This is a genomic window from Pseudomonas sp. A6 (genome assembly GCF_052367875.1).
GTDB classification, from domain to species: Bacteria; Pseudomonadota; Gammaproteobacteria; order Pseudomonadales; family Pseudomonadaceae; genus Pseudomonas; species Pseudomonas citronellolis.
On the sequence record NZ_CP198970.1, the window covers coordinates 3708125 to 3723680 of the forward strand.

The window sequence follows — 15556 nt, forward strand, 5'->3', positions numbered from 1 at the left end:
GTAGGAGCACGCCATGAGCGCTTCGTTGAACCATGTATACCGTCTGGTCTGGAGCGACACCGCCCAGGCCTATGTCGCCGTTGCCGAAAACTCCACCGCCCGCGGCAAGCGCGGCGGGGTGGTCGGTATCCTTGCCGCCCTCGGCCTGCTCGGCGGTGGCATGGCCCAGGCCGCCGACCTTCCCACGGGCGGCAGCATAGTCGCCGGCGCCGGCAGCATCAGCCAGTCCGGCGCACAGATGACCATCCAGCAGAACAGCAACCGCCTGGTGACCAACTGGAACAGCTTCGACGTCGGCGCCGATGCCCGCGTGCAGTTCCAGCAGCCCGGCCGCGACAGCGTCGCGCTCAACCGGGTGGTCGGCGGCGGCAACGCCAGCCAGATCCTCGGCAAGCTCGACGCCAACGGCCAGGTCTGGCTGCTCAACCCCAACGGCGTGGTGATCGGCCAGGGTGCCCAGGTGAATGTCGGAGGCCTGGTGGCATCGTCGCTGAACATCAGCGACGCCGACTTCATGGCCGGCAAGACCCGCCTCGGCGGCGGCAGCGGCGCGGGCGCGGTGGTCAACCAGGGGAGCATCAAGACCGCCGATGGCGGCGTGGTCGCCCTGATCGGCCCGCAGGTGCGCAACAGCGGCAGCATCGAGACGCCCTCGGGCAGCAGCGTGCTGGCCGCAGGCGAGCAGGTCAGCCTGGATTTCACCGGCGACGGGCTGGTGAGCGTCAATGTCGACCGCGGCGTGCTCGACGCCCTGGTGCGCAACGACGGGCGCATCAGCGCCGACGGCGGCTCGGTGGTGCTCAGCGCCCGCTCGGCGGACGCGGCGATCAGCAGCGTGGTCAACAACTCCGGGGTGATCGAGGCCCATGGCCTGGTGGCGCGCAACGGCCGCATCCTCCTCGACGGCGATGGCGACAGCGGCCTGACCCAGGTGGCGGGAACCCTGGACGCGTCCTCCAGCCAGGGCGCGGGCGGTTCGCTGGTGGTCACCGGCAACCGCGTCGAGCTGGCCCAGGGCGCCCGGCTGGACGCCAGCGGCAGCAGCGGCGGTGGTGACATCAAGGTTGGCGGCGGCTGGCAGGGGCAGGACGCCAGCGTGCGCAATGCGCAGCAGGTGAGCGTGGCCAGTGGCGCGGAGCTGCGCGCCGACGCCACCGTGCAGGGCGACGGCGGCCAGGTGGTGGCCTGGTCCGACGGCGACAACAGCTTCGCCGGGAGCATCTCGGTTCGGGGCGGCGCGCAGGGCGGTGACGGTGGCAAGGCGGAAGTCTCGGGCAAGCAGACCCTGAGCTACGCCGGCGTGGCCGATGCACGCGCGGCCAAGGGCCGCACCGGCGACCTGCTGCTGGACCCGACCAACATCACCGTCTCCGGTGGCAGCGGCAGCAGCGGCAACTGGAGCAGCGGCAGCGGCAACGTCACGGTCTACGAACAGACCCTGGAGGCCCAGGGCGCCAACGTACTGATGACCGCCACCGGCGCCATCACCTTCGGCGACCTCACCCAGAACGGCGGCGACGGCACCATCAGCATGCAGGACAACGTCAGTCTGCGTGTGGAGGCGGGCAACAGCAGCAACAGCAACAGTTCCATCACCTTCGCCAACCCCAACAACACCATCGAGGTGTTCGGCACCGGCAGCCTGTACTTCCAGTCCGGCGGCACCGGCACCGGCAGCATCAGCAACGTCGCCAACCTGATCGCCCATGGCGCCGGCGACAACCCCGCGGTGAGCGCGCTGCCGGTCCACAACGTCAACTCCGCCGGCAGCGGCACGCCGGGGGCGGGCTCCATCACCCTGCTGGGCGCCGACGGCCTGACCATCGCCGGCGCGCTGACCACCAACGGCGGCTACGTGCGCCTGTCCAGCGACTCCGACACGGGCGGCAAGGGCGCGCTGACCATCAATACGCCGATCAGCACCAACGGCGGCAACCTCTACCTGTCCTTCGGCACCACCAACTATGCCGAAAGCATCGCCACGCTCAACAGCGACATCACCCTGGGCGCCGGCCGCCTCTACTTCGGCGACGCCATGGGCAGCCTGGGGATGGGCGGCTCCACCGGCGAGAAGCGCCTGGCCGGCAAGCTCAGCCTGAGCGGCGACGTCAACTTCAGCACGCCGCTGACCATGCTCGGCGGCGCCTCGATCTACACCGACGGCGACATCAACTTCACCAGCAACGTGAACCTGCAGACCGGCGACAAGGCCCTGACCCTGCGCGCGGAGAATATCGACTTCAGCCAGGCCACCCTGCAGAACATCAACACCGCGAGCATCGTCCTGGAGCCCTGGGACATCGGCACCGACATCGCCCTCGACGGCACCGACGGCATCGCCTCGGCCACCACCTTCACCCAGCTGACCGGCATCAGGAACCTGACCATCGGCCGCGCCGACGGTACCGGCACCACCACGGTGAACAGCAGCGGCTTCAGCTTCGACGCCAACAACAACCTGACCCTGCTCAACGGCAACCTGGTGGTCAACGGCGCCCTGGAGAATACCTCCAGCACCGGCCACGCCATCGTCAGCGCCGGCGTGGGCGACGTGCAGATCAACGGCGGCGGGAGCATTTCCGCCCATGGCAGCGGCGACGCGGTGGTCGCCGCTGCGGCGCGCAACTTCATCAACAACACCGGCGCCAACGCGCTGCTGACCAGCAACAGCAACGGCCGCTGGCTGACCTATTCCAGCGACCCGCGCGACGACCTGCGCGGCGGCCTGGACGTGGACTTCAAGCAGTACAACGCCAACTACGGCGACCCTTCGCTGGTGGTGGCGCAGAGCAGCGGCAACGGCCACCTGTACAGCGTGGCGCCGACCGTGGACGTAAAACTGGTGGGCACGGTGGAGAAGACCTACGACGGCAACGACAGTGCGGCGGCCGGCACCACCAACCTGTCGATGGCCAACTTCGACGTGAACACCGACCCGGCCGCGCCGGGGGCCACCAACGGCGCCATCGACGGCGACGACATCCAACTGATCGTCAGCGGCTGGGGCTCGGCCCGCTACGACGACAAGAACGCCGGCAGCGGCAAGACCGTCACGGTGGACGGCGTGGCCCTGGGCACGGCGAGCAACCAGACGCTCAACGGCGGCAAGAGCGTGGCGGTCTACGGCTACCAGCTGTCGTCCGGCTCGGTGAGCGGCGACGTCGGCGTGGTCGACAAGAAGGTCCTGACCGCCACCGCCGACGTGGCCGACAAGGTCTACGACGGCAACACCAACGCCCAACTGAGCAACCTGAACCTGGTGGGTGTGGTGGCTGGCGACGAGGGCCAGGTAGCGAGCACGGGCTCCACCGGTAGCTTCGCTGACAAGAACGCCGGTAGCGACAAGTCGGTCACTGGCAGCGGCATCGGCCTGTCCGGCGCCGAGGCGGGCAACTACAGCTTCGACACCGCGGCCCAGATCGGTACCGCCGACATCGCCCGCAAGGTGCTGACCGCGACTGCCGATGTGGCCGACAAAGTGTATGACGGCAACACCAATGCCCAGCTGAGCAACGTGAATCTGGTGGGCGTGGTGGCTGGCGACGAAGGCCAGGTGGTGAGCACCGGCGTTACTGGCACCTTCTCCGACAAGAACGCCGGTAGCGACAAGTCGGTGAACGGTAGCGGCGTCGGGCTGAGCGGCGCCGAGGCGGGCAACTACAGCTTCGATACCGCAGCCCAGATCGGCACCGCTGACATCACCCGCAAGGTACTGACCGCGACGGCCGACGTGGCCGACAAAGTCTACGACGGCAATACCAACGCCCAGCTGAGCAATGTGAATCTGGTGGGTGTGGTGGCGGGCGACGAAGGCGAGGTGGCCGGTAGCGGCAGCGGCAGCTTCGTCGACAAGAACGCTGGCAGCGACAAGGCGGTGAGCGGCAGCGGCGTCATCCTGTCCGGTAGCGAGGCGGGCAACTATAGCTTCGATGGGACCGCGCAGATCGGCACGGCCGACATTGCCCGCAAGGCGCTGACCGCCACCGCTGACGTGGCGGACAAAGTGTATGACGGCAACACCAGTGCTCAACTGAGCAATGTGAGTCTGGTCGGTGTGGTGGCGGGTGACGAAGGCGAGGTGGTGAGCACCGGTGCCATCGGTAGCTTCGTCGACAAGAATGCCGGCAACGACAAGTCGGTAAGCGGCAGCGGTATCGGCCTGACCGGCGCCGAAGCCAACAACTACAGCTTCGACACCAGCGCCGCGATCGGCACGGCCGATATCACTCGCAAGGTTCTGACTGCGACGGCCGATGTGGCTGACAAGGTGTACGATGGCAACGCCAATGCCCAGCTGAACAATGTGAGCCTGGTGGGTGTGGTCGCAGGTGATGAAGGCCAGGTAGCGAGCACGGGGGCTATCGGTAGCTTCGCCGACAAGAACGCCGGCAGCGACAAGTCGGTGAGCGGCAGCGGCATCGGCCTGACTGGCGCCGAAGCCAATAACTACAGCTTCGATACTGCGGCCCAGGTCGGCACCGCCGACATCACCCGCAAAGTGCTGACGGCCACCGCCGATGTAGCCGACAAGGTCTACGACGGTAGCACCGACGCCCAGCTGAGCAATGTGAATCTGGTGGGCGTGATCGCGGGCGACGAGGGCGAAGTGGTGAGCACGGGCGTGACCGGCAGCTTCGCCGACAAGAACGCTGGTGCCGACAAGTCGGTCACTGGCAGCGGCATCGGCCTCTCCGGCACCGAGGCGGGCAACTACAGCTTCGACACCGCAGCGCAGATCGGCACGGCCGATATCACTCGCAAGATGCTGACCGCAACCGCCAACGTGGCCGACAAGGTGTACGACGGCAATACCGACGCCCAGCTGAGCGATATCGCCCTGGTCGGCGTGGTGGCCGGTGACGAAGGCAAGGTGGCCGGTAATGGCAGCGGCAGCTTCGTCGACAGGAACGCTGGCAACGACAAGTCGGTGAGCGGCAGCAATGTCGCCCTGTCCGGCGATGAAGCCAGCAACTACAGCTTCGATACCGGCGCCCGGATCGGCACCGCCGACATCACCCGCAAGGTGCTGACCGCGACGGCCGACGTGGCCGACAAGGTGTACGACGGCAACACCAACACCCAGCTGAGCAACGTCAACCTGGTGGGTGTGGTGGCTGGCGATGAAGGCCAGGTAGCGAGCACCGGCGTGACCGGCAGTTTCGCCGACAAGAACGCCGGCACCGACAAGTCGGTGAGCGGTAGCGGTATCGGCCTGACCGGCGCCGAGGCGGGCAACTACAGCTTCGACACCGCCGCCCAGATCGGCACCGCCGACATCGACCGCAAGGTACTGACCGCGACTGCCGACGTGGCCGACAAGGTGTACGACGGCAATACCAACGCCCAACTGAGCAATATCGGCCTGGTCGGCGTGGTTGCTGGTGACGAAGACAAGGTGGCCGGTAGCGGCAGCGGCAGCTTCGCCGACAAGAATGCCGGCAGCGACAAGTCGGTGAGCGGCAGTGGCGTTGCCCTGTCCGGCGACGAGGCGGGCAACTACAGCTTCGACACCACCGCCCAGATTGGCACGGCCGATATCACCCGCAAGGCGCTGACCGCGACGGCTGATGTGGCCGACAAGGTCTATGACGGCAGCACCGACGCCCAGCTGAGCAACGTCAATCTGGTCGGTGTGGTCGCCGGCGATGAAGGCCAAGTAGTGAGCACGGGCGTGACCGGCAGCTTCGCTGACAAGAATGCCGGCAACGACAAGTCGGTGAGCGGCAGCGGTATCGGCCTGACCGGTGCCGAAGCCAATAACTACAGCTTCGACACCGCCGCCCAGATTGGCACCGCCGACATCAACCGCAAGGTGCTGACCGCTACTGCCGACGTGACCGACAAGGTCTATGACGGCAACACCAATGCCCAACTGAGCAACGTGAACCTGGTAGGCGTGGTCGCGGGCGACGAGGGCGCAGTGGTGGGGACCGGCTCCACCGGCAGCTTCGCCGACAGGAACGCCGGCAACGACAAGGCGGTGAGTGGCAGTGGCATCGCCCTGTCCGGCTCCGAAGCGGGTAACTACAGCTTCGACACCACGGCCCAGATCGGCGCCGCCGACATCTCTCGCAAGGTACTGACCGGCACTGCCGATGTGGCCGACAAGGTGTACGACGGCACCACCAACGCGCAACTGGGCAATATCGGCCTGGTCGGCGTGGTCGCCGGTGACGAAGGCAAGGTGGCCGGTAGCGGCGCCGGCAGCTTCGCCGACAAGAACGCTGGCAGCGACAAGTCGGTGAGCGGCAGTGGCGTTGCCCTGTCCGGCGCCGAAGCAGGCAACTACAGCTTCGACACCACCGCCCGGATCGGCACCGCCGACATCACCCGCAAGGTGCTGACCGGCACGGCCGACGTGGCCGACAAGGTGTATGACGGCAATACCAACGCGCAACTGACCAACGTCGGCCTGGTGGGCGTGGTGGCCGGCGACGAGGGCAGGGTGGTTGGCATCGGCAGCACCGGCAGCTTCGTCGACAAGAACGCCGGCAACGACAAGTCGGTGAGCGGCAGCGGCATCAGCCTGGCCGGCGCCGAGGCGGGCAACTACAGCTTCGACACCGGCGCCACGGTTGGCACGGCCGATATCGCCCGGAAGACCCTGGGCGGCACCCTGCTGGTCGGCGACAAGACCTACGACGGCAGCACCCGGGCTCCGGTACAGGGCGTCGAGCTGAGCGGCGTGGTCGCCGGGGACGATGTCCGCGCCACGGCCAACGGGCTCTATGCCACGCCGTCGGCGGGGCAGGGCAAGGCGGTCAGCGCCGTCGACCTGCTTCTGGCGGGCGGCGACGCCGGCAACTACCGGATCGATCCGGCGCAACTGCAGGGCACCGGGAGCATCGAGGCGTCGCTGTACAACCCGGTGGGCCTGATCAACGAACCCAAGGGCGCGAACGCCACGGCGGTGGCCGTGGAGCAGCAGTCCCAGCGCGTGCAGGTGACGGCGCCGACCGACTCGCTGCCGCAGGCCAGCACCCAGCTGTTCAGCGACGCTTCCCGGCAGGCCGCGGCGCCAGCCGACATCCCTGTCGGCAGCGAACTGCTGCTGCAGGACGCGGTGCTCAGCGGCGGCGGTCGCCAGAGCCTGATGCTGGACGACGCGCCGGCAGAATTGGCGCAGGTCAACACCCTGGCGTTGTTCCGCGTGGATGTTGGCAGCGAGCCGTCCGGCAAGGGACTGTTCCGGGCCACCGACCTGGGCAACAGCATCACCCTGGAGCCCGTCAGCGCGGCACGGCAGCAGGCGCCTGACCTGGGGCAGGAGACTGGCCAGTGGGCCAGCGGCGCGGTGGCTCGTGCCAATGGCGAACTGCTTCCGCTCAAGGTGGCGCTGGTCAAGGACGGCACCTTGCGCGTGGCAGTGCGCGGCCTGGACGACGATGACTCGGACGAGGACCTGGCCAGCTTCGGCCTGGCGCTGGCCAAGCAGCGCCTCGGGGTGACGGTGCCGGGCGTGCGGGCGGTAGTCATCGAGCGGGTAGCGGGCTCGGCCTGGCGAGGTTCGGCGAGCGGCATCCAACTGGTCTCTCGCTGACCTCCGTCGCCGGCCTCCCGGGCCGGTGACGACCTGGAGACCACTCGCTGCCGGCCATCGAGGGGTCTTCCCGTTCCCATCCGGCGCAACCACAGGTTGCGCCGGGCGGGACGGTCTCGCCAGCGGATTTGGGCTATCGTATGCGCCCCCGGTAACCCGCTCATGTAGGCGTGCAGCGCGTGGTAAACAAGCAACTGGCTTTTCTTCGCAGCCGCGGGCGGCGACCGGCATCCTGGCGCGCCGGCTCCTTCGGCATGCCTCTGCTGCTGTTGTTTCTGCTCCTGGCGCTCTGTGGCAACCGGATGGCCTGGGCGTCCGGGCTGCCCGATCCCTGCCAGGTTTCATCGCTGCAATTGCTTCCCGGTGCGCAGTTCCTGCTCGATCCGACGCACAGCCTGGGCGCGGAGGCGGTCACGAACCTCCCGGACGAGCGCTTCCAGCGGATCGAGGGGAACCGCTTCCCCCTGGAGTTCAGCACCGCGGCGATCTGGCTGCGCTTCACCCTGCAGCCGGACAGCGCTTGCCTGCGCTGGCTGAAGGTCGGCGAGCCGCGCCTGGACAAGGTGCAGGTGTTCGTCGGGCGCGCCGGGCAGTGGAGCGAAATGCACGCCGGCAGCGACTACCCGCTGTCGCAGTGGCGGGTCGCCGCGCGGCAGCCGCTGTTTCCGCTGGCCCTTGCCGGGGGCGAGCCGACCCAATTGCTGATGCGGGTACAGAGCAGCAGCGCGTTGATGATCAAGCCGGCCCTGTGGGACGAGTTCCAGCAGCAGCGCGCCCTCGAATGGTCGAACCTGCTCGATGGCGTGTCCCTGGGCATCACCCTGATCATCGTCCCCTTCGGCTTCGTCATCGGCCTGATCCGCCGCTCGCAACTGCTGATCATGAACGCCCTGGCGATCATGGCCTATGGCCTGGTGTGCTGCGTGGTCAACGGCTACCTGTTCTATGTCCCGCAGTGGATGCCGTTGAAGGAGCAGTTGATCAGCGTGCTCTCCTGCCTCGCCTTCTCGTTGTTCCTGGGCTACATGCGCGTCCTGTTCGGCGTGCAGGTCCTGCCGGGGTGGATGAAGGCCCTGCTGAACCTGTACACCCTGTTGATCGGAGGGCTGCTGCTCTGGGGGGCATTCGGCGACTACCGCTACACCCGGGTCGTGTTCAGCGAACTGCGCGGGCTCAACTACCTGCTGATCCCGCTGACACTGGGGGCGACCTGGCTGTACGGCCGGCGCCCCAGCTGGCTGGGGCTCGGGCTGACGGCGCTGTTCGTGTTCCAGGGCACCCTCCGGCACTTCATGGACGTGAAGAACGTGGGCTGGCAGTACGGTGAGGACCAGCTGGGCCTGACCTCCACCTTGCCCGGCGTGCTGTTGCTGGTCTGCACCCTGGTGATGGAGTTCAGCCGCAGTCGCTGGCGCGAGCGCCGGGCCCTGGCGGATCTCGAGGAGCAGCGCCGGGCGGAGCACGAGCGGCTGGAAGGCTCGGTCGCCCGGCGCACCGAGCAGTTGCGCGAATCACTACGGGCCCGCAGCATGCTGCTGGCGCGCATCAGCCACGACCTGCGCACGCCACTGTCGAGCATCATCGACTACTCGCGGGCCCTGGAGCGCGAGGGCCGGACGGACCTGCCCCAGCGCATCGAGCGCAACGCCCGCCGCCAGCTGGAGATGATCGACGAGTTGCTGGAATTTTCCCGCAGCGACCTGCAGCAACTGGAGCTGGTCCTGGCGCCCGGCTACCTCTACGGCTTCCTGCGGGAAATCGAGGACGAAGGGCGCTTCCTCGCCCTGCGCCAGGACAACCGCTTCGCCTGCGAATTCGCCTCCGACCTGCCGCCCCTGGTCCAGGCCGACTTCCGCCGCCTGCGCCAGGTACTGATCAACCTCCTGGCCAACGCCGGCAAATTCACCCGCGACGGCCTCATTGAATTCGCCGTGGAACGCCTGGACGCCGACGAGAGCGGCGTCACTCTCCGCTTCAGTGTCAGGGACAGCGGGATCGGCATCCGCGCGGACGAGCGGGAAAAACTGCTGCAGCCGTTCCAGCGCGGCAGCAATGCCGCGGCCTACGACGGCTCCGGGCTCGGGCTTTCGATCGTCTGCCAGCTGCTGCAACAGATGGGCAGCGAGCTGAACGTCGATGCGCAGCGGGAGCGGGGGGCCGCCTTGGGATTCGTGCTGAGGATGGCCTGCGCGACGGAAGATGAGGTCGAAAGCGTGGTGAGCGATACCGGCACCGTAGACATCGACGGCGATGGCCGTTGCGTCCTGGTCGTCGACGACATCCAGCAGAACCGCGAGGGGTTGTACGACCTGCTGGCCGGCTACGGCTTCGACGTGCTGACCGCCGCCGACGGCGGGCAAGCGCTGGCATTGCTGCAGACATCCACGGTGGACCTGCTGATCACCGACCAGATGATGGCGCCGATGGATGGCTGGGCCTTGCTCTGCCAGGTCCGCGAGCACTACCCGGAACTGCCTGTCCTGCTGTACTCGGCGGCGCCGCCCCTGCGGCCACGCTGGGTGCCCGCCGGACTGGCGTTCGACGCCGCGCTGCTCAAGCCTGCTGCCAGCGGGCAGGTACTGGGCAGCGTCCGCAGGTTGCTCGGTAGCTGCGTCGTTGAATGACGAGGGCTCGCCGAGCCGGGAGCGCTGCAGATCCTCCATGCCCTGCGTGGCGCTAGTACAGCCAGGAACACAGGAAACAGGAGAGGAGGAGGGCGGTTAAGTAGAGCAGGGGACGCCAATGAAACCGATGCTGATTGCGGCCTGCCTTTTTAAAGAGCCGCATTGGGATAGCCAGGCGCTTATCGCTCGCCTGGAAGGCGAGTTGCAGGCATTTGGATTTACCAACTGAAGCGAATGAAACTCACCCGTTCAACTCACCAGTACGCTATGGACTCTGCCGCCACGGAGGCAATCGTTGCGTTAGCCCTCGATGGAAAAGGGCGGCCGTCAAAGGCTGAAAGGGTGCTGGGCCCACCCTGGAACAGATTGGGTAGCCAAACCTCAGGCCGCCGGTGCCTGGGGCCATTACCCAGCCTGCAAAGGTGTTTCTCGTCATGGTCCCTTTTCTCGCGACGCGTTCTCGACTTAAGGTTTTGGCTAGGAAAAACCCTTCGGAGTATTCATGCCCGCGTTCCCCATCATCCGTCCGCGCCGCCTGCGCCGAAACGAATCCCTGCGCACACTCTTCCAGGAAACCGAATTCCGTCTCGATGACCTCATCCTGCCGATCTTCGTCGAGGAGGGCATCGACGACTTCGTGCCCATCGCCAGCATGCCGGGGGTCAATCGTATCCCCGAGAAACTGCTCGCCCGCGAGATCGAGCGTTACGCCCGCGCCGGCATCCGCTCGGTGATGACCTTCGGCGTCTCGCACCACCTCGACGAGACTGGCTCCGACACCTGGAACGAGAGCGGCCTGGTGGCGCGCATGGCGCGCATCTGCAAGGACATCGCGCCGGAAATGCTGGTCATGTCCGACACCTGCTTCTGCGAATACACCAGCCACGGCCACTGTGGCGTGCTGCATGAGCACGGGGTGGACAACGACGCCACGCTGGCCAACCTGGGCAAGCAGGCTGTGGTCGCCGCGGCTGCCGGTGCCGACTTCATCGCTCCGTCCGCTGCAATGGACGGGCAGGTCCAGGCCATCCGCAACGCCCTGGATGCCGCGGGCTTCCACGACACGGCGATCATGGCCTACTCGACCAAGTTCGCTTCCTCGCTCTATGGCCCATTCCGCGAGGCCGGTGGCACCGCGCTCAAGGGCGATCGCAAGGGCTACCAGATGAACCCGATGAACCGTCGGGAGGCGGTGCGCGAGTCTCTGCTGGACGAGCAGGAAGGGGCGGACGCGCTGATGGTCAAGCCGGCCGGCGCTTACCTCGATGTGATTGCCGACATCCGCGCCGCATCGCGCCTGCCCCTGGCGGCCTACCAGGTCAGTGGCGAGTACGCGATGATCAAGTTCGCTGGCCTGGCCGGCGCAATCGACGAAGGACGCGTGATGCGTGAAAGCATCGGCGCCATCAAGCGCGCAGGGGCCGATCTGATCCTGACCTACTTCGCGATGGATCTGGCGCGCGACGGCATCTGATGATGCTCGGGGCGCGCGGTCGCCCGGGCGTGGAGGGCGACCGGTTCCCCTCCACGCCGGACGACTTTTCGCTCCCCGGTCAGGGGCTCAGTGGCTGAGCGCTGTGGCGATACCCAGGCCCGTTTCGGCGCGAACCCGTTGATCCTCGAAACCCTCTCGATCCCTATGGGCACGTGCGCTGCGGTCGAGCTTCGAGACCAGCACTATCATGCCGAAGGCCAGGGGCATGGCGAACAACGCCGGGTGGTCATAGGGGAACAGGGCCTTGGCATGGCCAAGCACTGTCACCCATACGGTGGGGGAAAGAACGACCAGCACGAGCGCCGCGATCAGCCCGCTCAGCCCACCCCAGATGGCGCCGCGGGTGGTCAGCCCCTTCCAGTACATGGCCATTATCAGCACCGGGAAGTTGGCCGATGCGGCGATGCCGAAGGTCAACCCCACCAGGAAGGCGATGTTCACCTGCTCGAAGAGCATGCCCAGCGCGATAGCCAGCACCCCGAGCCCGAGCACGGCGAAGCGGGAAATGCGCATCTCTTGCGCTTCGCTGGCCTGGCCGCGCTTGTAGACCATGCCGTAGAGGTCGTGGGAGATGGTCGAGGCGCCCGCCAGGGTGAGGCCGGCAACGACGGCCAGTATGGTGGCGAAGGCCACCGCCGAGATGAAGCCGAGGAACAGATTCCCGCCAACGGCCTTGGCGAGGTGCATGGCGACCATATTGCCGCCCCCAAGCAAGGCTCCACCCAGCTTGCCATCGACGAAGTACTGCGGGTCGGTGCCGACGATGACGATGGAGGAGTAGCCGAGCACGCAGACCACCAGGAAGAAGAAGCCGATGAAGCCGGATGCGTAGAGCACCGATTTACGGGCTTCCCGCGCATTGGGCACGGTGAAGAAGCGCATCATGATGTGGGGCAGGCCAGCCAGGCCGAACACCAGGCCTATGGCCATGGAGGCCACATTGACCGGGTTGGCCAGCATGCTGCCCGGCCCCATGATGCTCCAGCCATTGGCATGGCTTTCCACCGCGCGCCGGGCCAGGGTTTCCAGGCTGAAATCGAACCGCTCCAGGGCCAGCAGCATGAGCGTGGTGCCACCGGCGAGCAAAAGAACGGCCTTGGTGATCTGGACCCAGGTCGTGGCCAGCATTCCGCCGAACACCACGTAAACCAGCATCAGCACACCGACCACTACCACGGCGACGTTATAGTCCAGGCCGAATAGAAGCTTGATCAGTTGCCCGGCGCCGACCATCTGCAGCAGCAGGTAGCAGCTCACCACCGTCAGCGAGCCGCAGGCCGCCAGTATGCGGATCCTGCGCTGGTCGAGCCGATAGGAGACGATGTCGGCGAAGGTGTAGCGGCCCAGGTTGCGCAGGCGCTCGGCCATCAGGAAGGTCAGCACCGGCCAGCCGACGAAGAAGCCGGTGACGTAGATCATGCCATCGTAGCCTTTGGCGAACACCATGCTGGAGATGCCCAGCAAGGTGGAGGCCGACATGTAGTCGCCGGCGATGGCCAGCCCGTTCTGCAGACCGGTGATGCCACCTCCGGCCGTGTAGAAGTCATGCGCGGACCGGGTGCGCCGCGCCGCCCACCAGGTGATCAGCAGGGTGATGCCCACGAATAGCACGAACATCGCAATGGCGTTCAGGTTGGGCTCCTGACGGCCGGCCTCGCTGGCGTGGGCGAAGAGCGGCAGGGCGATCAGGCAGGCTGCGCAGATTCGTTTCATTCCTGGCTCTCCTGGATGATGCTTTGGTTGAGGCGGTCGTAGTGGTTGTTGGCTCGATGCACGTACCAGCCTGTCAGCGACCATCCGGCAACGATCAGCAAGGCGCCCAGGGGAATGCCAAGGCTGATGTGGCTGGAAGGGTAGAGAGGACGATGAAGGAGTTGGGGATCGCTTGCGGCAACGCCCATGAAGAGGAAGTAGCCGCTCAGCACCACGATCGTCAGCCACCAACTGGTACGGCCACGCGCACGGCTAAGGGCGATGAACTTCGGATCCTGGCGAATTCGCCGGTAATGATCGGTATGGCTTTTGGGGGGGATGGTCATGGAGCCTCCACTTGTTTTTGTTGTAGGGCGATCCATCGGCCCGTATGGACGGGCCGTTATCAGGAGGGGAGTTCAGCGCCAGCTGTAGTCGGTGTAGCGCTCGCGCAAGGTTTTCTTGCTGATCTTGCCGGTGGCGGTAAGCGGCAACGCGTCCAGCAGCTCGCTGGCATCGGGGATCCACCACTTGGGCACCTTGCCGTCCAGGAAGCCGATCAGCTCCTGGTGGCTGGGCGCCGTTTCGCGGCAGCGCGGCACCACCACCAGGAGGGGACGCTCGCTCCAGCGCGGGTGCGGTACCCCGATCACCGCGGCTTCGGCCACCAGGGGGTGCGCCATCACGGCATTCTCGATTTCCACGGAGCAGATCCATTCGCCGCCGGACTTGATGACGTCCTTGATGCGATCGGTTATCTGCATGTATCCACGCGGATCGAGGGTGGCCATGTCGCCAGTATCGAACCAGTCGTCCGAGCCGTCCTGGCCGAAATAGCCACTGCGTACCCAGGGACCGCGCACCTGCAGCACGCCCGAGGTCAGTCCATCGTGAGGAAGAACCTGCCCGGCGTCATCGACGATACGCATCTCCACGCCAAACAGCGGGCGCCCCGACTTGAGCGATTGCTCGCCGCGGGCATCGGGGTCGAGCTCCTCGTACCAGGGCTGGTGGCGGTTGTAGCTACCCAGCGGGTTGAGCTCCGTCATGCCCCAGCCATTCTCCAGAACGACATCATGGCGGGCCATGGCCTCGAGCAGGGAAAGGGGGCAGGCGGCGCCACCGGTAACGGCCCTTCTCAAGGTCGGTATCGCACCACCTCCAGTGGCCAGCTGCTGGCTGATGTTCGCCCAGATCGTCGGAACGGCCAGCGAGAAGGTGACGCCTTCCTCGTTGATCAAGCGGATCATCTTCGCCGCGTCGCCCACGTTGGGGCCCGGCAATACCAGCTTGGCTCCGGCCATCACCGAGGTGTAGGGCATGCCCCAGGCGTTGACATGGAACATGGGAACCATCGGCATCACCACGTCCACGGCGCGCAGTCCCACCTTGTCCGCCATGTTCTGCGACATGCTGTGCAGGACGGCGCTGCGGTGGCTGGTCAACACCCCCTTGGGATCGCCGGTCGTGCCGGAGGTGTAGCAGAGGCCGCTGGCCTGGCGTTCGTCGATCTCCGGCCAGTCGCAGGCCTCGCTCGCCCGGGACAGCAGGCGTTCGTAGCTCAGGAGGTTGGGAAGGGTGCTGGCCGGCAATTCGTCTTCGCCACAAAGGGCGATGAAATGCCGCACCGATGGAAGCTCATCGCGAAGCCCTTCGACAAGGGGGATGAACTGCGGGTCGATGAACAGCAGGTCGTCTTGCGCATGGCGGATGATGAACCGGATCTGCTCGGGGAAGAGCTTGGGGTTGATGGTGTGGCAGACGCGTCCGGAACAGGGAACCGCGTAGTGCAGTTCGAAATGACGATGATCGTTCCAGGCCAGGGTGCCTACCCTCGCATTGGGCGGGCAGGCCAGATCGTCGAGCGCATTCGCCAGCCGCGCGGCTCGCGCGAAGGCTTGCGCATAGCGGTAGCGATGCACACGGCCATCGGCGAACAGGGAAACGATCTCGGTATCCGCTGCAACCTGGAGGGCATGCCGCATGATTGCGGCAATACCGAGGTTGAAGTTCATCATCAAACCTTGCACAGGCAACCTCCGCCTTTTTCTTGTTTGGCTATCCGCAGGCATCGAGGGGCGACTCGCAGCCTTTGGCAGAGGGTTGAGCAAGGGGTGTGCCATTGCCTGTCCGGATCCTTCCCGGCGGCAGAAACTCATTTCATTTCAATTGGATAAAACGCATTCCCGATCAGGCTACGACTTG

General features: G+C 66.3%; 6 protein-coding genes. 3 read left to right on the top strand and 3 right to left on the bottom strand.

Translation table 11 applies throughout. From position 1 onward, the window contains the following. Positions 1–13 precede the first annotated feature (13 nt). The 3 genes from ACTWJ5_RS16600 to hemB all read left to right on the top strand — a co-directional run bounded on the left by ACTWJ5_RS16600 (position 14) and on the right by hemB (position 11638). A complete protein-coding gene (locus ACTWJ5_RS16600; protein WP_444436102.1) occupies positions 14–7540 on the top strand; it encodes a YDG domain-containing protein in 7527 nt (2508 codons plus the stop codon). A gap of 254 nt (positions 7541–7794) precedes the next feature. Further along, on the top strand, positions 7795–10164 hold the full coding sequence (locus ACTWJ5_RS16605) for a 7TM-DISM domain-containing protein (RefSeq protein WP_444436103.1): 2370 nt from the start codon (positions 7795–7797) through the stop codon (positions 10162–10164). 502 nt (positions 10165–10666) lie between these two features. Continuing rightward, complete coding sequence (hemB, locus tag ACTWJ5_RS16610; RefSeq protein WP_444436104.1) at positions 10667–11638, top strand: porphobilinogen synthase; 972 nt, start codon at positions 10667–10669, stop codon at positions 11636–11638. Positions 11639–11725: 87 nt separating this feature from the next. Here hemB and ACTWJ5_RS16615 read toward each other — a convergent pair whose 3' ends face one another. The 3 genes from ACTWJ5_RS16615 to ACTWJ5_RS16625 all read right to left on the bottom strand — a co-directional run bounded on the left by ACTWJ5_RS16615 (position 11726) and on the right by ACTWJ5_RS16625 (position 15366). Continuing rightward, positions 11726–13372: a cation acetate symporter gene (locus ACTWJ5_RS16615; RefSeq protein ID WP_444436105.1), complete on the bottom strand. Its 1647-nt coding sequence runs from the start codon at positions 13370–13372 to the stop codon at positions 11726–11728. Beyond that, a complete protein-coding gene (locus tag ACTWJ5_RS16620) occupies positions 13369–13698 on the bottom strand; it encodes a DUF485 domain-containing protein (protein ID WP_074983811.1) in 330 nt (109 codons plus the stop codon). Before ACTWJ5_RS16620 ends, ACTWJ5_RS16615 begins: the two co-directional genes overlap by 4 nt. A 72-nt stretch (positions 13699–13770) precedes the next feature. Then, positions 13771–15366, bottom strand: coding sequence for a long-chain fatty acid--CoA ligase (locus ACTWJ5_RS16625; RefSeq protein ID WP_444436106.1), 1596 nt, complete (start codon positions 15364–15366; stop codon positions 13771–13773). Positions 15367–15556: the final 190 nt, after the last annotated feature.